Annotated in this window: 15 protein-coding genes; 6 read left to right on the top strand and 9 right to left on the bottom strand. The window is 59.6% G+C overall.

The window, feature by feature from the left end:
- Positions 1-48 precede the first annotated feature (48 nt).
- The 6 genes from fbpC to IYV58_RS05700 all read right to left on the bottom strand — a co-directional run bounded on the left by fbpC (position 49) and on the right by IYV58_RS05700 (position 7,843).
- A complete protein-coding gene (gene fbpC / locus IYV58_RS05675; protein ID WP_004129516.1) occupies positions 49-1,095 on the bottom strand; it encodes a ferric ABC transporter ATP-binding protein in 1,047 nt (348 codons plus the stop codon).
- Between the two features lie 11 nt (positions 1,096-1,106).
- Positions 1,107-3,185, bottom strand: coding sequence for an ABC transporter permease (locus tag IYV58_RS05680; protein ID WP_004129518.1), 2,079 nt, complete (start codon positions 3,183-3,185; stop codon positions 1,107-1,109).
- A 70-nt stretch (positions 3,186-3,255) separates the two neighbouring features.
- Positions 3,256-4,287 carry an ABC transporter substrate-binding protein gene (locus tag IYV58_RS05685; protein ID WP_004133724.1) on the bottom strand — a complete coding sequence of 344 codons (1,032 nt, stop codon included), beginning with the start codon at positions 4,285-4,287 and terminating at the stop codon, positions 3,256-3,258.
- Positions 4,287-5,588 carry an MFS transporter family glucose-6-phosphate receptor UhpC gene (uhpC, locus tag IYV58_RS05690; protein WP_004129536.1) on the bottom strand — a complete coding sequence of 434 codons (1,302 nt, stop codon included), beginning with the start codon at positions 5,586-5,588 and terminating at the stop codon, positions 4,287-4,289. Before uhpC ends, IYV58_RS05685 begins: the two co-directional genes overlap by 1 nt.
- An 84-nt stretch (positions 5,589-5,672) precedes the next feature.
- The gene (locus IYV58_RS05695; RefSeq protein WP_004129537.1) at positions 5,673-7,214 is read right to left on the bottom strand and encodes an MASE1 domain-containing sensor histidine kinase; all 1,542 of its coding nucleotides are present in this window, start codon (positions 7,212-7,214) and stop codon (positions 5,673-5,675) included.
- Complete coding sequence (locus tag IYV58_RS05700; RefSeq protein WP_004129541.1) at positions 7,214-7,843, bottom strand: response regulator transcription factor; 630 nt, start codon at positions 7,841-7,843, stop codon at positions 7,214-7,216. Before IYV58_RS05700 ends, IYV58_RS05695 begins: the two co-directional genes overlap by 1 nt.
- Positions 7,844-8,184: 341 nt before the next feature.
- Here IYV58_RS05700 and tauA point away from each other — a divergent pair, with 341 nt between their 5' ends.
- The 4 genes from tauA to tauD are packed head-to-tail and all read left to right on the top strand — an operon-like array spanning position 8,185 to position 11,599.
- A complete protein-coding gene (tauA, locus tag IYV58_RS05705; RefSeq protein ID WP_142467934.1) occupies positions 8,185-9,147 on the top strand; it encodes a taurine ABC transporter substrate-binding protein in 963 nt (320 codons plus the stop codon).
- 12 nt (positions 9,148-9,159) lie between these two features.
- Positions 9,160-9,927, top strand: a complete 768-nt coding sequence (tauB, locus tag IYV58_RS05710) for a taurine ABC transporter ATP-binding subunit (RefSeq protein ID WP_142480769.1) — start codon at positions 9,160-9,162, stop codon at positions 9,925-9,927.
- Positions 9,924-10,751, top strand: coding sequence for a taurine ABC transporter permease TauC (gene tauC / locus IYV58_RS05715; RefSeq protein ID WP_004129553.1), 828 nt, complete (start codon positions 9,924-9,926; stop codon positions 10,749-10,751). Before tauB ends, tauC begins: the two co-directional genes overlap by 4 nt.
- Complete coding sequence (gene tauD, locus IYV58_RS05720) at positions 10,748-11,599, top strand: taurine dioxygenase (protein ID WP_112165864.1); 852 nt, start codon at positions 10,748-10,750, stop codon at positions 11,597-11,599. The genes tauC and tauD overlap by 4 nt, the downstream gene beginning before the upstream one ends.
- A 164-nt stretch (positions 11,600-11,763) precedes the next feature.
- Here tauD and IYV58_RS05725 read toward each other — a convergent pair whose 3' ends face one another.
- Positions 11,764-13,482, bottom strand: coding sequence for a bifunctional ornithine lipid synthase OlsF (locus IYV58_RS05725; RefSeq protein ID WP_049112617.1), 1,719 nt, complete (start codon positions 13,480-13,482; stop codon positions 11,764-11,766).
- 243 nt (positions 13,483-13,725) lie between these two features.
- Here IYV58_RS05725 and IYV58_RS05730 point away from each other — a divergent pair, with 243 nt between their 5' ends.
- Positions 13,726-14,217, top strand: a complete 492-nt coding sequence (locus IYV58_RS05730; protein ID WP_004129560.1) for an REP-associated tyrosine transposase — start codon at positions 13,726-13,728, stop codon at positions 14,215-14,217.
- Positions 14,218-14,328: 111 nt separating this feature from the next.
- Here the strand turns inward: IYV58_RS05730 and hemB are convergent, their stop codons facing one another.
- Complete coding sequence (hemB, locus tag IYV58_RS05735) at positions 14,329-15,303, bottom strand: porphobilinogen synthase (RefSeq protein WP_004129564.1); 975 nt, start codon at positions 15,301-15,303, stop codon at positions 14,329-14,331.
- Between the two features lie 106 nt (positions 15,304-15,409).
- A complete protein-coding gene (ampH, locus tag IYV58_RS05740) occupies positions 15,410-16,570 on the bottom strand; it encodes a D-alanyl-D-alanine-carboxypeptidase/endopeptidase AmpH (protein WP_032742055.1) in 1,161 nt (386 codons plus the stop codon).
- A gap of 221 nt (positions 16,571-16,791) precedes the next feature.
- Between ampH and IYV58_RS05745 the strand changes: the two genes are divergently transcribed.
- A complete protein-coding gene (locus IYV58_RS05745; RefSeq protein ID WP_162626048.1) occupies positions 16,792-17,304 on the top strand; it encodes a cysteine hydrolase family protein in 513 nt (170 codons plus the stop codon).
- Positions 17,305-17,336: the final 32 nt, after the last annotated feature.

Here is a 17,336-nt window from a genome sequence, read left to right on the forward strand (position 1 = left end):
CTACAACGTGCACGAACCGTAGGCCGGGTAAGCGCTACCCGGCATCAATCACCCAGCATCCGCTAACACAAACATCCCGTACGGATGGATTTCGAGATAATAGTGCTCGCCGACGTCCGGCTGCAGACGGGTGGCGTTAACCTGCAATAAGATCTCCTGCCCGTGCCACTCTACCGTCACCTCATACTGCGGCCCCATATAGGCCACGTGGCGGATCGTGCAGCGCTGGCTCTCCTCGCCGCGATCGCTCAGGGTGATCGCCTCCGGGCGGACGCCGACGCTGCCCTCGCCGTAGGCGGCAAAATGCGGCGGCCTCGGCAGCCGATAGCCATAAATATCGACGAAACCCTCGCTGAAGGCGGCCGGGAACAGGTTGGCGTCGCCCATAAAGCTCGCCATAAAGCGCGATGCGGGTTGGCGGTAAAGATCCTGCGGCGAGCCGATCTGCATGATATGCCCCTTATTCATCACCAGCACGGTATCGGAAACCGCAAAGGCTTCGCTTTGATCGTGGGTCACGTACAGCGAGGTAATATCAAACTGCTTTTGCAGTTCGCGGATCTTGTCGCGCATGCTGCGCCGCAGGTTGGCGTCGAGGTTACTTAACGGCTCATCAAACAGCAGCACCTTCGGCTTGAGGATCAGGGCGCGCGCCAGCGCTACGCGCTGCTGCTGGCCGCCGGAGATCTGATCGACATAGCGGTCTTCGAATCCTTCCAGATCGACCATCGCCAGCGCCTCTTTCACCCGTGCTTTGACGTCGCCGCGCGGCACGCCGAGCATTTTCAGACCGTAGCCGACGTTGTCCCCCAGCGACATATGCGGGAACAGGGCATATGACTGAAACACCATACAGATATCGCGCTGCTGAATGGAGCGATGGGTGACGTCTTCACCGTCGATGTAAATCTGCCCTTCGCTCGGTTTTTCCAGCCCGGCGACCAGGCGCAGGATGGTGGTCTTGCCGCAGCCGGAAGGGCCGAGCAGCGTCACCATTTGCCCCTGTGGGATGGTGAGATTGATATTGTCGATAACCATGTTGCTGCCGAATCGCTTGGTGACGTTGCGCAGCTCAACAAAATTTTTCTGACTCATAGAGCGCTCCATTACGCCTGGTTTTTGGCTTTTGAACGGGAGATACGCGCTTCCCCGATCAGCCAGTCAAAGAGGAAAATAATCGCCAGCATCACTACGATCAGAATCGATCCGTAGGCGATCGCCACGCCGTATTCGCCGTCTTCCACCCGGTTGAGGATATAGGCGGTAGCGACGCGGGTGTCCGGCGTCACGAGGAACACAATGGCGCTGACGGTGGTAATGGCGCGCACAAAGCTGTAGATCAGCGCCGAGAGGATCGCCGGGCGCAGCAGCGGTAGCAGAATGTGCGTGATGGTGCGCAGAGAACCCGCGCGCAGGCTGAGCGAGGCTTCGTCGAGCGATTTGTCGATCTGGCCTAAACCGGCAATGCCTGCCCGAATGCCCACCGGCACGTTACGCATCACCATCGAGATAATCACTATCGCCGCCGTTCCGGTGAGGTACACCGGCGCGCTGTTAAAGGCGAGAATATAGGAGACGCCCGCCACGGTGCCCGGCACCGCGAAGCACAGCATGGTGGTGAACTCGATGGTCTTTTTGCCTTTAAACTGCTGACGCACCACGATCCAGGCGATCAGCAGGCCGAAGGCGGCGGTGATCGGCGCGGCGATCCCGGCATACAGCAGGGTATCAAGCAGCGAAGGCCACGCACCGTCGCTCATCCCCTGGCCGAACAGCTTGATGAAGTTATCCAGCGTCAGGGTGTAGTCCACGCCCCAGTTAACGGTAAAGCTGCCGTAGAAAATGCTGCCGTAGAGCAGGGCGTTAAAGGCGATCCACACCGCCAGAATGGCGATCACGCTCCACACCAGGGTCACCGGCAGCGGCTGCACGTCGCCGCGATAGGACTTGCCGGAAACCGTGACGTAAGAGCGCTTGCCGATCCACATATACTGAATGCAGAACACCAGCAGCGAGAACAGCAGCAGGAATGCGCCGAGGGTACTGGCGGCCTGATAATCGAGCTGCGAACCGGTGATATAGAAGTAGATTTGCGTCGCCAGCACGTCGAAGTTGCCGCCGAGCACCAGCGGGTTGCTGAAGTCGGCCAGCGACTGAACGATGACGATTAAAAACGCGTTCGCCAGCGCTGGTTTCAGCAGCGGGACGAAGACGCCATTGAAGGTCTGCCAGCGGCTGGCGCGCAGGGTGTACGACGCCTCCTCCAGCGACGGATGAATGGTCTTAATCGCGCCGTCGAGGATCATAAACGCCATCGGGGTGAACGCCAGCACCTGCGCCAGCCAGATGCCGGTAAATCCGTACAGCCAGTTGGTGTTGGTTAAGCCGAACCAGTCGACCATCAGTTCGGTGACGTAGCCGGAACGGCCCATCATCAGGGTAACGCCGAGGCCGACGACAAAGGGCGGGGTGACGATTGGCAGAATCGAGAAAATGCGGCCGATAATCGCGCTGCGCTTCGCGATGCGGGTGGTGTAAATCGCCAGCACCAGACCAAAGAAAGTGCAGCCGATGCCTACCGCAATCGACAGGGCGATGGAGTTGAGGATCACCTGGACAATATGCGCCTGCGACAGCACGGCCATAAACGCCAGCGGGGCAAACTCGCCGGCGTCGTTGGTGAACATCGGGATAAAAATGGCGATGCTCGGCCAGACGATAAAGACGCCGATTAACGCCACGATGGTGACCAGCGAACCAATCACAAAGCGGTCGCCGCCCAGCCATTCCAGGCGGGTGAGCGCCAGGGTCATGATGGCCCCCAGCGCGACAAACAGCACGATGGTGGCGTAGCCTAACCCGCGGCCTTCCACGGTGGCGCTGACGACAATAAACGCCATACATAAAAATGCCCAGCCGGCATCAAGATAGTGGCGGCTGCGCTGCTCTCGTCTGGCTTCCTGCCATGGACGAATCAGCAGCAGGCTCGGCAGCAGATACCACAGCCAGCTGATATTGAACTGTGACCAGCCGTAGGCCGCGAGAATTTCATCGCGCGTGGACTCCAGCAGACCGTAATCCAGGCTCCAGCTCGGCAGCAGGGCGAACGCCAGCCAGCCGAATAAAACCCAAAGGAATATCGCATCCCGCTTTTTCACGGGATGGAGTGCAAGTGTGTGTGACATAAGTTTTCCGGTGTTGTATGTAGGCCCGGTAAGCGTGAGCGCCACCGGGCATTAACCGCAAAATGTGGGCTTATTTACCCATCTTCACTTCGCTAACCCATTTATTGATGAGCGCTTTACGCACGTCCGTTGAGCCGTATTTATCCATGTCGTAGTTGATAAGCTTCAGGTCGTCGAGCTTCAGCGAGTTCGGCGAGGTTTCGGCGGTGGTGTTGGTCAGGATCTGATAAGACTTACCTTTCTTCCACGCCAGCTCCTGGGCCTCTTTCGACAGCACCCAGTCGACGAACAGCTTGGCGTTGTCGAGGTTGCGCGCGCCCTTCAGAATGCTCACGCCGCCAATTTCGTAGCCGGTGCCTTCGCACGGCGAGATCAGCTCCAGCGGCGCGCCCTGTTCTTTTTCCAGCGAATAGTCGTGCAGGAAGCCGATGCCGATGGCCGTTTCGCCGCGGGCGGCGTTGCGCGCCGGGGCGATCCCGGATTTCGTGTACTGGGAGACGTTAGCGTTGAGCTGTTTAAGATAATCGAAAGCCTGATCGTCCCCCCACAGCTGGGCGAAGGTCGCCAGCGCGGTGTAGGCGGTACCGGAGCTCTGCGGGTCGGCGATCTGGATTTCGCCTTTGTATTCCGGTTTGGTTAGATCCTTCCAGCATTTCGGCACCGGCAGGTTTTTCTCTTTCAGGCGCTGGGTGTTAACGCCGAAGCCGAGAATGCCGACGTATACCGCCGAGGAGTAGTTGCCTTTCAGCTTCGCCGGATCGCGGAACTGCTCCATGACCTGCGTAAGATTCGGCGATTTATAGGGCTGCAGCAGGCCCATTTCGCCGGCCTGGGACTGCGGATCGAGCGTGCCGCCGTACCAGACATCCGCCTGCGGGTTTTTCTTCTCGGCGTCAACCTTCGCCAGCGTGCTGCCGGAGCCATTGCGAATAAACGAGGTTTTTACGTCGTATTTTTCGCCGAAGGCTTTGGTTTCCGCCTCACACATTTCGTTGGTGGCGCTGCAATAGACCACCAGACGACCTTTGGCGTGCGCCGCGCCGCTTAACGTCGCCAGCGCAATGCCGGAAGCAATCAGGGTTGTGACCAGCGTTTTTTTCATTATTTTATCCTTTGAGCAGCAGAGGTAGTAATGCTCGCCATCAGCAGCGGCATCAGTAATAAACCCATCAGTACCGCGGCGACGGAGAGTAAACTGAACATCCCCGACCAGCCGTAGCGTTCAATGACCAGCGACAGAGGCCAGCCCGCCAGCGCTGCCCCCAGATAGGCGAACAGGCCGAGAAATCCGCTGATGGAGCCCGCCGCCGCTTTGTGTCCGCACTCCACTGCCGCGAGGCCAATCAGCATTTGCGGGCCGAAAACGAAGAAGCCCACCGTAAAGAAACAAACCGCCAGCAGCGCGTAGTGGTGCACCGGCGCCAGCCAGAGCGCGGCGACGGAGACCATCAGCCCCAGCGTGAACAGTAAAATCATCGGCGCCCGCTGGCCGCTGAACAGCAGATCCGAGCCCCATCCGGCGAACAGCGCCCCGAGCAGACCGCCCGCTTCAAACAGCATCACCGTGGCGTTGGCGCTGAGCAGATTGACGCCGTGGCTCTCCGTCAGCCAGATGTTGCCCCAGTCGTTGAGCGCGATGCGGATCAGGTAGACCAGCACATAAGAGACGCCCAGCAGCCAGATCATCGGATTCTTCAGCATCGTGGTGCGCAGCATTTGCCACAGCCCCATCGGCGGGCTTTGCCGCTCCTGGCGTAGCTCCAGCGGGTCGTTACGCCAGGCGCCCACCGACGGCAATCCCTCTTCGCGGGGCGTTCCTTTCAGCTGTAGCGTTAACCAGATGCCTGATGCCATGCTGATCATCCCCGGTGCCAGCATCGCCGCCTGCCAGCCCCACCAGTGGGCGGCAAAGGCGCTAATCAGCGGGATAATCGCTCCGCCGATATTGATCGACATATTCCAGCAGCCCCACCAGAAACCGCGTTCGTTGCGCGAGTACCAGTGGGTTAGCAGGCGGGCGCAGGGAGGCCAGCCCCAGCCCTGAAAAAATCCGTTCAGCGTCCAGACCGCCAGCAGCAGCGTCAGCGACTCGCCGAAGGCGAACACCACGTTCAGCAGACCGGTGGCGAACAGGCCCGCGCCCATAAACCAGCGCTGTCCGTGGCTGTCGTGCCACAGTCCGGCGGCAAACTTTGACAGGCCGTAGGTCAGATAAAACAGCGACCCCAGAAGGCCGATATCGCCTTTATCCAGCCCCAGATCCGTTTGCAGCGCCGGCAGAACGTAGTTGACGCTTTTGCGCGTCAGGTAAAACGCCGCATACCCGATGACCATGTACATCAGCAGCTGCGGACGCAGCGTTCGGTAATGGTGATTAATGTCGGTTGCTGAGCGTGCGTGCATAGCCGTCTCCGTTTTGCTGACTATATGAAAGTGAAATCGAAAGAGGATGAGAGAAAGTCCGGAGTGACTAAGACTTTTTCCTGGTTAGCCGGCTGTTTGTTGCAAATTTGTGGGCAAGTTAACAATTACGCGTGTGCCGCGCTGCGACTCCAGCGTCAGTTCTCCGCCGAGGGCGCTGACCCGTTCGCGCATGCCCTGAATGCCGAAGCCGGCCATTTGGTCGGCGCGAAGGCCGATGCCGTTGTCTTTTACCTCCAGGCGCAGCAGCGCGCCCTGCTGAAACAGGGCAATGGCGACCTCGCTGGCGTCGGCGTGCTTACAGACGTTGTTAAGCAGCTCCTGAAGCAGCCGATAGAGGGTGAAGCGCACCGTTTCGCTCTCCGGCGTGGCGGTGAGCCGGTAGTCAAAGCGGCAGCGGATACCGCGCTCGGCAAAGGCAAACTCATTGAGCAGATGGTGCAGCGCCTCTTTAAACGACAGCTCATCGAGGGCCGGAGGGCGTAGCTGGCGCAGCAGCTGGCGGGTGGAGTGGTGGATGCGTCGGGCGAGATCGTTAATCTGACTGGCGGCGGCCTGGGTTTGCGCCGGATCGCGCGCCCGCTTCACCAGCTGCGACTGGATCTGAATGGCGGTGATGTTCTGGCCGATTTCGTCGTGTAGCTCGCGCGCCAGGTTTTTGCGCGTATCCTCTTCGGTATGGATCAGCTTTTCGGCCAGCGCCCGCCGCGCCGCCAGCTCCGCTTCCAGCCGCTGGCGGTAGTGGTGCAGGTTTTGCGCCAGGTGCTGCTGGCGGCTGATGGCAATGCCCAGCCCGATGCCGAGCAGCGCCTGGGTGGCCAGAAAAATCTCCAGCTCCACCAGATTGCTGAATCCAACGCCAACCTGGCGGGCGATAGTAATCATCATGCTGCCCAGCAGGCCGGAGAGGACGCCGCCCTGCCAGCCGAACTTCCACGCCATCACCACGTTAGGCAGAAATACCACAATCAGCAGCAGGCGCTCGATTTCCGGCGACAGCACCATTTGTGTGCCGATACCGATGATAAAGAACAGGCTGCACCAGATGATCAGCGAGGTGCGCAGCGGCGGATTGTTGGTATCCAGCCCCAGCAGATGGTAGCGGTGCTGCTGGCGCAGGAATTCAAAGATCAGATAGACAAACGGCGTCAGCAGCACCCCGCCGGTAAACGAGGCCAGGCCGAGCATCATCGCCGGGCTTTTCACAAACGGCGACAGCAGGGCGGTGTTGAGCAATGCGCTGGCGGTAACCGTCGCCAGCAGCAGCGTCAGCCGCTGCCAGTAAAGGGGAAAGCGGTGCCAGAACTGTTGGGCGATGCCGGCGGGAAGCAGGCCGATCAACGGCGCGGCCAGCAGAAGATAGCCGTTCAGCAGCTGTTCGCCGTGCAGCCAGAGCAGCATCAGCACCGGAGGCAGCGCCAGCGCGGGCCAGTAGCGGCGAGAAAGCAGGATCAGCAGCGCCAGATAGACGCCGTGCGGCAGGAACAGCGCCGCCTGCTGGCCGTTCTGGGTCAGATAAAACCCGAGCGTCCACAGCATTAGCCAGCCGCTTCCCCAGGCCAGCACGATGAACAGCGAAATCACCCCGTGACGAAGGCTGCGCGACATTAATGACCCGCCAGCAGCTGGTGGTCGAGGGCGAAATGGACCAGATCAATGGTGCTGTGACACTGCAGTTTTCCCAGCACGTTGGCACGATGGACGTGTACCGTCTTGTGGCTGAGCTCGAGCTTAAAGGCGATCTCCTTGACGCTGTCGCCTTTAACCAGCAAATCAAACACTTCGCGTTCACGCGGGGTCAGCACTTCCAGCACCTGCGCCGGTTGTTCTCCGCCACGCAGCGCCCGCAGCGCATCGGCGCACAGGTAGTGTCCGCCCATACCGACGGAACGCACCGCCTGGACCAACTCTTCCGGGCCGCAGCGTTTGGTCAGATAGCCGCTGGCGCCGGCATCAAGCGCGCTCTGTACGAAGGTGGGGGTGTCGTAAATACTGAGAATAATGGCGCGGAATTGCGGCTTTTGCGCGCGCAGGCGCTTCAGCAGGCTCAGGCCGTTCTCATCCGGCATGGCGATATCCATGACCGCCACGTCGACGTCGTCACGCAATAATGCCGGCCAGGCTTGCGCCGCGCTGCTGAACTGGCCAGCCACCTCGAGATCTTCTTCGAGGCTGAGTAACTGCGCGAAGCCTGAACGCACCACCACATGGTCATCGACCAGCACCACTCGAATCATGTTTCTTCTCTCTTAGCGCATCATGGTTCTATGATGCCTGCCGCCGCTGCGCTGGCAATCAATCAGGCGCAGTTATGCAATGAATGTAACAAAATCGCAATACACTTCATCCTTCAAGCTGCCTCTTTGTTGGCTTCGTTTGCCCGCCCCGGTCACTGACTTATGTCAGCTCCCGGGGACGAACAACCTTGCCGCCTCGATGCAGCATGAATGATTTTGTGTATAAGCATTGCCGATTTTTTTCTAAAAACGCTTTGTTCTTAGCAAGAATTTTTAATTACTTCATCAAACGCATCGCGCCGGAAATACTGCACCCATAACAACTATGGGAAGCAGACACTATGGCACTATCATCGCGTATCACACTCATTGCCGCGCTGGCGCTGGCGGCATTTCAGGCCCAGGCGGTCAACGTTACCGTGGCGTATCAGACCTCCGCTGAGCCGGCGAAAGTCGCCCAGGCGGACAACACCTTCGCTAAAGCCAGCGGGGCGACCGTCGACTGGCGCAAGTTTGACAGCGGCGCGAGCATCGTGCGGGCGCTGGCTTCCGGTGACGTCCAGATCGGCAACCTCGGTTCCAGCCCGCTGGCGGTCGCCGCCACCCAGCAGGTGCCGATTGAGGTGTTTCTGCTGGCTTCAAAGCTCGGTAACTCCGAAGCGCTGGTGGTGAAGAAGAGCATCACCAAACCGCAGGACCTGATCGGCAAACGCATCGCCGTTCCTTTTATCTCCACCACCCACTACAGCCTGCTGTCGGCGCTGAAACACTGGGGGATTAAACCGGGCCAGGTACAGATCCTTAACCTGCAGCCGCCGGCGATTATCGCCGCCTGGCAGCGCGGTGACATTGACGGTGCCTACGTCTGGGCGCCAGCGGTTAACGCGCTGGAAAAAGATGGCACGGTTCTCACCGACTCGTCGCAGGTGGGCAAGTGGGGCGCGCCGACGCTGGACGTGTGGGTAGTACGCAAAGACTTTGCCGAAAAGCATCCTGACATCGTCAAAGCCTTCGCTAAAAGCGCCATTGACGCGCAGCAGCCCTATATCGCTAACCCGGACGAATGGCTGAAGCAGCCGGAAAACATCAGCAAGCTGGCGCGCTTAAGCGGCGTACCGGAAGCCGACGTGCCGGGGCTGGTGAAAGGCAATACCTACCTGACCGCCGCCCAGCAGGCGCAGGAGCTGAACGGGCCGGTGAATAAAGCCATCATCGATACCGCGAAGTTCCTTAAAGAGCAGGGCAAAGTGCCCGCCGCCGGCAGCGACTACAGCCAGTACGTCACCGACCGTTTTGTGAAGTAAAAGGAGGTCATGATGCTGCAAATCTCGCATCTTTCCGCCGATTACGGCGGTAAACCGGCGCTGGCGGATATCAACCTGACGCTGGACAGCGGCGAACTGCTGGTGGTCCTGGGGCCCTCCGGCTGCGGTAAAACCACGCTGCTGAACCTGATTGCCGGATTCGTGCCTTATCAGCACGGCAGCATCACCCTCGAAGGCCTGCGGGTTGAAGGGCCGGGCGCCGATCGCGGCGTGGTGTTTCAGCACGAAGGGCTGCTGCCGTGGCGCAACGTGCAGGATAACGTCGCGCTCGGGCTGCAGCTGGCCGGGGTCGACAAAACGCAGCGCCGGGCAACCGCCGCGCGGATGCTGAAAAAAGTGGGCCTTGAAGGGGCGGAGAAACGCTTTATCTGGCAGCTCTCCGGCGGCCAGCGTCAGCGGGTAGGCATTGCCCGCGCGCTGGCGGCAAATCCGCAGGTGCTGCTGCTCGACGAGCCCTTTGGCGCGCTGGATGCCTTTACCCGCGAGCAGATGCAAACCCTGTTGCTTAGCCTGTGGCATGAGACCGGTAAGAAGGTACTGCTGATCACCCACGATATCGAAGAGGCGGTGTTTATGGCCACCGAACTGGTACTGCTCTCGCCGGGGCCGGGGCGCGTGCTCGAACGGCTGCCGCTCGATTTTGGCCGCCGCTTCGTCGCCGGGGAATCCTGCCGCAGCATTAAATCGGACCCGCGGTTTATCGAACAGCGTGAATACGTCCTCAGCCGGGTGTTTGAACAACGGGAGGCTTTCTCATGAGCGTGGTCATTAATGACAAACCGCGTCAGCGGGGACTGAAGTGGCGCTGGCCGCTCTCGCGTCAGCTCAGTCTGAGCGTGGCGACCCTGGCGGTACTGCTGGCTATCTGGTGGGCCGTTGCCGCCCTGCAGCTGATTAGCCCGCTGTTTCTGCCGCCGCCGGGACAGGTATTGCAGAAACTGATCGCTATTGCCGGTCCGCAGGGCTTTATGGACGCCACCCTCTGGCAGCATCTGGCGGCGAGCCTGACGCGTATCGTTATCGCGCTGCTGGCAGCGGTGCTGCTCGGCGTACCGGTAGGGATCGCCATGGGGCTGAGCCCCACGGTACGCGGGATCCTCGACCCGCTGATCGAGCTTTATCGCCCGGTGCCGCCGCTGGCCTATTTACCGCTGATGGTGATCTGGTTCGGTATCGGCGAGACCTCCAAGATCCTGCTGATCTACCTGGCGATATTCGCGCCGGTGGCGATGTCGGCGCTGGCGGGCGTGAAGAGCGCCCAGCAGGTGCGTATTCGCGCCGCGCAAGCTTTAGGCGCCAGTAAAGCGCAGGTACTGTGGCTGGTGATCCTGCCCGGCGCGCTGCCGGAGATCCTCACCGGACTGCGCATCGGGCTTGGCGTGGGCTGGTCGACGCTGGTGGCCGCGGAGCTGATTGCCGCTACCCGCGGGTTAGGTTTTATGGTGCAGTCCGCCGGTGAATTCCTCGCCACCGACGTGGTGCTGGCCGGCATCGCGGTGATTGCCATCATCGCCTTTTTACTGGAACTGGGGCTGCGCGCGCTGCAGCGTCGCCTGACCCCCTGGCATGGAGAAGTACAATGAGCGAACGTTTAAGTATCACCCCGCTGGGGCCGTATATTGGCGCGCAGGTATCCGGCGTCGACATCACCCGCCCGCTGAGCGACAACCAGTTTGAACAGCTGTATCACGCGGTGCTGCGCCATCAGGTGGTGTTCCTGCGCGAGCAGAACATCACTCCCGAGCAGCAGCGCGATCTCGCCCTGCGCTTTGGCGACCTGCATATTCATCCGGTCTATCCGCACGCGCCCGGCGTGGATGAGATTATCGTGCTCGATACCCACGACGATAACCCGCCGGATAACGATAACTGGCACACCGATGTTACCTTTATTGAAACGCCGCCCGCCGGGGCGATACTCGCGGCAAAAGAGCTGCCTTCAACCGGCGGCGATACCCTGTGGACCAGCGGCATTGCCGCGTATGAGGCGCTCTCCGCGCCCTTGCGCCAGCTGTTAAGCGGCCTGCGCGCGGAGCATGATTTTCGCAAATCGTTTCAGGAGTATAAGTATCGCAAAAACGAAGAGGAGCATCAGCGCTGGCTAGAGGCGGTGGCGAAAAATCCACCGCTGCTGCATCCGGTGGTGCGCACCCATCCGGTGACCGGGAAGCAGGCGCTGTTTGTCAATGAGGGCTTTACGACCCGCATCGTCGACGTGACGGAGAAAGAGAGCGAGGCGCTGCTGAGCTTCCTGTTTGCCCACGTCACCAAACCGGACTTCCAGGTACGCTGGCGCTGGCAGCCGAACGATGTGGCGATTTGGGATAACCGCGTCACCCAGCACTACGCCAACGCCGATTACCTGCCGCAGCGGCGCATTATGCACCGGGCGACGATTCTCGGGGATAAACCCTATTACCGGGCGGGGTAATGCTTGTAGCCCGGCCGCGCGCCGTGGAGAACATAGGAAGCGGTATTGCACGTGGCTTCCCGGAGGCGGCGCTTAACGCGCCTTGTCCGGGCTACCGGTCCGCAGAAAGCTGTAAACCCGTAGCCCGGCTAAGACGCAATGCGCCGCAAGCCGGGAAAAGGCTTTTATGCCGATTTTTGCGCGTCCAGATGTACCCCAATATAGCGCTGATAGCGGTTGGCCTTCAGATAGGTCAAGTCCACCAACACTAGCCCATCCACGCAGTTGTTGAAATCCGGGTCGCTGCCAAAATCGATAAACTGTACGCCGCCCGGCTCGCAGACTTCCGAATACTGCTTATACAGCGGCGGGATCGCGCAGCCGAGGTTGCCGAGCAGAGACTTCAGCCGCGCCAGGTCGTCGTTGTAATCTTCTCCGCCAAACTGCGCCAGCACATCGGGCAGCGAGGCCGGATAAGGGCGGCGCGACTCCGCCAGCGGATGCGTCGCCGGGAACCACAGTCGATAGAACGCGACCAGCAGATCGCGCGCCGACGGCGGCAGCCCGCCGGAAATCGACACCGGGCCGAACAGATAGCGATAGTGCGGATAGCGCGCCAGATACGCGCCGATGCCGGACCACAGGTAGTCCAGCCCGCGGCGGCCCCAGTAGCGCGGCTGGATAAAGCTGCGCCCCAGCTCAATGCCGTGTTGCAGAATATCGTCCATCCGCGCGTCGTAATGAAACAGGCTATAGCTGTAGATACCTGTCAGTCCGCGCTTTGCCAGCTGCATTGCGGTTGGCATAAAACGGTAAGCGCCGACGATCTCAAGATCTTCCTCATCCCACAGAATCAGATGCAGATAGTCGTCGTCATAGCCGTCAACGTCGCGTCGTTTGCCGCTGCCTTCCCCCACCGCGCGAAAGGCGATTTCCCGCAGGCGACCCAGTTCGCGCAGTATCGGCGCATCTTCCTGGTCGCGGCGCTGCCAGAGATAAATCACTTTGCCATCCGCCGTGCGCCCCAGGGTTTCCGCCCGACCCAGTTCGCGCTTGAGCAGGGCGCGGTCTTCGGGACGGGCGATAGCGCTTTCGCTTGTAAATACGCCCGGCATGCCTTTTCCAAGCAGTTCCAGATGGTGATAGCAGCGCTCGGTCAGCTCGCGCGTAGAGCGCTGGGGATCGAACCAGCTTGACCAGGCAATTTGTTGGCCGAAATTAACCGGCAGGCTGCCGTTGCGGCGACGAAACATTTGTTGCATCAGCAGCAGCAGCGGCAGGCTATCGGAAATCAGCGTGCTGGCGTAAAACAGCGCGCTGTTGCGCGCGCGGATCCACGCCGGCAGCAGCGGGGCGCGATATTTCGCCGCCAGCTTAATAAACCCAGAGTGCCATTTTTTATCGCGAATGCCGCGCCGGGTGAGGCGTGAAACTTCACCCGCCGGGAAGAAAATCAGCACGCCGCCGTTTTGCAACTGCTGGTCCATCTGCTGCAGCGCCGCTTTGGCGGTTCGGCCATTGATATTATCGACCGGAATAAACAGCGAGCTCAGCGGTTCAAGGTGGGTCAGCATGCGGTTGGTGACCACTTTAACGTCGCGGCGCACGCGGGACACCGCGTAGAGCAGGGCCAGGCCGTCAAGCGTACCGGTGGGGTGGTTGGCGATAATGACCAGCGGGCCATATTCGGGGATTTGTTCGAGATCGTGCGCCGGGATAGCACAGCGGATATTAAGATGTTCGAGCACCTGTTCGACCGTATCCAGTCCTTTCAGGTGATGATGACGCGCGGCAAACTGCTGAAACTCTTCCTCATGCAGGAGCTTTTTCAGCACCTTTTTCTGCCAGGGGGCTGGCTTTGCCTGAGGCCACAGGTCATCGATAACATTGTCGAGACTAAACATAGCGGCACCTCCTCCGTCCTGCCCAGACAGTAGAAGGCGCAGATGTCGCTCAGATTACAGTTGAGTGAAGATTTGGGATTGGCGGGAGTGGGTAGCCCGGACAGGCGCGTAGCGCCGCCTCCGGGAAGGCCACAGGTGAAAAGTTGCGAACGCTTTTCCAGATTGATCTCCGGTTTCTTGCCTTTCGGTCTCTCCCTCTTTTAACCTGGGGAACAGGCAAATATCTTCGGCAGGGAGCATCCGATGGTCGATTATCGTCGTTATTACCTCAAGGGTGGGAGCTGGTTTTTTACCGTCAATTTACGCGACAGAGAGAGTCGATTTCTGGTTCAGCATATTGATGCGTTACGACAGGCGGTGGCAATAGTCCACAAACAGAAACCTTTTCATATTGATGCTTGGGTGGTGCTCCCCGAACACCTTCATTGCGTCTGGACCTTACCTGACAACGACAGCGATTTTCCATCGCGCTGGAGAGCAATTAAAAAGCATTTTTCAGGTTTAACAGGCGCGCATGACGTGTGGCAACCGAGATATTGGGAACACGCCATTCGCAACCAGAAGGATTACCGAAGCCATGTTGATTATATTTATATCAATCCGGTTAAGCACGGGTGGGTAAGGCAGGTACGGGATTGGCCCTATTCAACCTTTCATCGCGATGTAAGCCGTAGTTTGTATCCTGTTGATTGGGGTGGGGAGGTGAAGGAATTATTGTGCGGCGAGCGTTGTTAAAATGATTTCCCGGAGGCGGCGCGCTGCGCCTGTCCGGGCTACCAACCCACAGATAGCTGTGAGCCTGTAGCCCGGTCGTATAGCCGCGACCGGGGAACGGTAAGAGCCGAATTAACGCAGGATTTTCTTTTCGGCCAGATCGAGAGCGAAGTAGCTGAAGATCAGATCCGCGCCGGCGCGTTTGATCGCGCCGAGGCTTTCCAGCACCACTTTCTCTTCATCAATAGCGCCGGCCTGGGCGGCGAATTTAATCATCGCGTATTCACCGCTCACCTGGTACGCGCCGAGCGGCAGGTCGGTGCGCTCGCGCAGATCGCGCAGGATATCGAGATACGGACCGGCCGGTTTGACCATCAGGCAATCGGCGCCCTGTGCTTCGTCCAGCAGCGATTCGCGAATCGCTTCGCGGCGGTTCATCGGGCTCATCTGATAGGTTTTACGATCGCCTTTCAGCGCGGTACCCGCGGCTTCGCGGAAAGGGCCGTAGAACGATGAAGCGAACTTGGTGGAGTAAGACATAATCGCCGTATCGGTAAATCCGGCGGCGTCCAGCGCCTGGCGAATGGCCTGCACCTGGCCGTCCATCGCCGCGGAAGGGGCGATAAAATCCGCGCCAGCGGCAGCGGCGACCACCGCCTGCTTACCGAGGTTGGCAAGGGTTAAATCGTTATCGACGCCGTGGTCGCACAGCACGCCGCAGTGGCCGTGGGAGGTGTATTCGCAGAAGCAGGTGTCGGACATCACGATCATCTCCGGCACCGTCTCTTTACAGATACGGGACATGCGCGCCACCAGGCCGTTTTCATTCCAGGTATCGCTGCCAACGGCATCGGTATGATGGGAAATCCCGAAGGTCATCACCGAACGGATACCGGCGTTGGCAATGCGCTCGATTTCGCGCGCCAGGTGTCTTTCCGGAATACGCATCACGCCGGGCATGGCTTCGATGGCTTTGTAATCGTCGATTTCTTCTTCAACAAAGATCGGCAACACCAGGTCGTTCAAACTCAGTGTTGTCTCTTCAAACATGGCGCGTAGCGAAGCGGACTTGCGCAGGCGGCGTGGGCGAGTAATTAAATCTGTCATGGTTTGCCTGATTTTGTGAAATGAGAAAAGCGAGTTTACCTCAATTGGCGGCGGGATGTTTCGCCAAAACGATCCTTATCTATCGTCGGCAAAACATCCCACAAGGCTACTGGCTGGCGGTTTCAATCCCGGGACGGTCGCCGCTTAATTCGCTGACCAGCTCGTTGATCCCATCGCTCATGTTGTTGAAACGCGTCAATGAAGAGCGGGTCACCACCACGAAGGCGCCGACGTTAGCCTGCGGGTTCATCGCCATGTAGGTGATAAAACCGCCGCCGCCGCCGGTTTTCTGAATAATGCCCGGCTGGCCGTTCTTCGGCTTCATGTAGACCCAGCCGAGGCCCAGCGCATCGGCTTTGCCCGGCACGTCCATCCCGATCACCTTCGTTAGCTGGCTGCGTTGATAAATCAGCGTCTGCATCCGGTCCGCCTGCTGCCCGCGGGTGAAGAAATCGGAAGAGAGGAACTGCTGCATCCAGCGCATCATATCGCCAGGCGTGGAGTAAACGCCGCCGCTGCCGATGGCCGCCAGGGTATTGTTGCACGGGCTGGCCCCTTTCTCCGGGATCATCAGGCGCCGGCACTGATCGGGAGAAGGCGTAAAGGTGGTGTCTTTCATCCCTAGCGGGCGGGTGATCTGCTCTTCAAACAGCTGCGGCCAGGGCTTGCCTGCGGCGGTAGAGAGCGCATCGGCCAGTAAATCGAACGCCAGATTGGAATAGGCGGCCTGCGAACCCGGCGCGGTTTTTAACGTTGCCGTGGAGAGCCAGTTCCAGCGCTGCTGGCGCGTCGGCCAGACGAACACCGGACGATGCGCCGCGCCGCCGGGCTGTTCGCGCGGCAGGGCGCTGGTGTGCGTCGCCAGATTCACCAGCGTGATGGGTGCTCCCTGGTATGTCGGCACTCGCGCGCCCGGCGGGGCGTATTTGCTCAGCGGATCGTTGAGCTTCACCACGCCCTGGTCGAGAAGTTTGACCAACATTTCGCTGGTCATTAGCTTGCTCAGGGAGGCGATGCGAATCACTGAATCGAGCTGCGGGTGCTCATTATTGCCCGGGCGCGTTTCGCCGAAGCTGCGGAATACGCGCTGGTTACCATCGATAACCACCAGCGCCATACCGATCGCGCCGCTGCCGTAATAGATATGGTTAGCGTAACGGTCGACAACATCCGCAGCGAATTCCGGGTCGACGCTCGGCTGCGCGGCCTGGGCCGATGTCAACGACGCCGCGCACAGCGCAGCAAAAATGAGCAGACTACGTTTCAACGGGGGCATCCATCATGGTGAAGAAAAATATAGAGCGTATTTATACTACGAAGCGCCGCCGAGCAAAGCGCTAATAACGCCATTCTGTGCGGAAAAACGTAACCTGGCGTAAAAAAACCTTTTTTAAGCTTTCGGATAGCGGCTTTCGCCTGCGGGCGCGTATGATGATCGTTTTGGCTTAAGATGGGTGGCAAGAGACGATGGCGGCGAAACGGGTAGTGATGGTAGTGGATATGCAAAACGGCGTTTTCGCGACGCCGCGTATTGAGCGCGAGCGCTGCGCGGCGCAAATTAACCGCCTGATAGATGCCGCGGATACCGTTATCTTCATCCAGCACTGCGAAGAGGGTGGTCTGGAGGAGGGGAGCGAAGGTTTTGCGTTGCTGCCCGAACTGCATCAACCCGCTGGCGCACTGTTTGTGACCAAGACCGCCTGCGATGCCTTTTACCGCACCCGCCTGGAAGCGGTGCTGCGCGAGCATCACATCACGCAATTTGTCATTTGCGGCTGCGCCACCGACTACTGCGTAGATACCACCATCAAAAACGGCGCCAGCCGGGGCTATGCGATTACCGTCGCTGAAGATGCCCATACTACCGCCAACCGCCCGGCGGCGCAGGCCGTCACCCTGATCGCTCACTACAACGAGGTGTGGCGTACGCTGACCGTTCCGGGCAATCCTTTACAGGTGAAATCGACAGAAACAATTCTGAACGGATGGTCGGCGAACTAAGCCGCTGATATCCGGTCTCATCATCCGCCCAC

The sequence above is a fragment of the Klebsiella sp. BDA134-6 genome, from assembly GCF_015601345.1.
Lineage (GTDB): Bacteria > Pseudomonadota > Gammaproteobacteria > Enterobacterales > Enterobacteriaceae > Klebsiella > Klebsiella grimontii.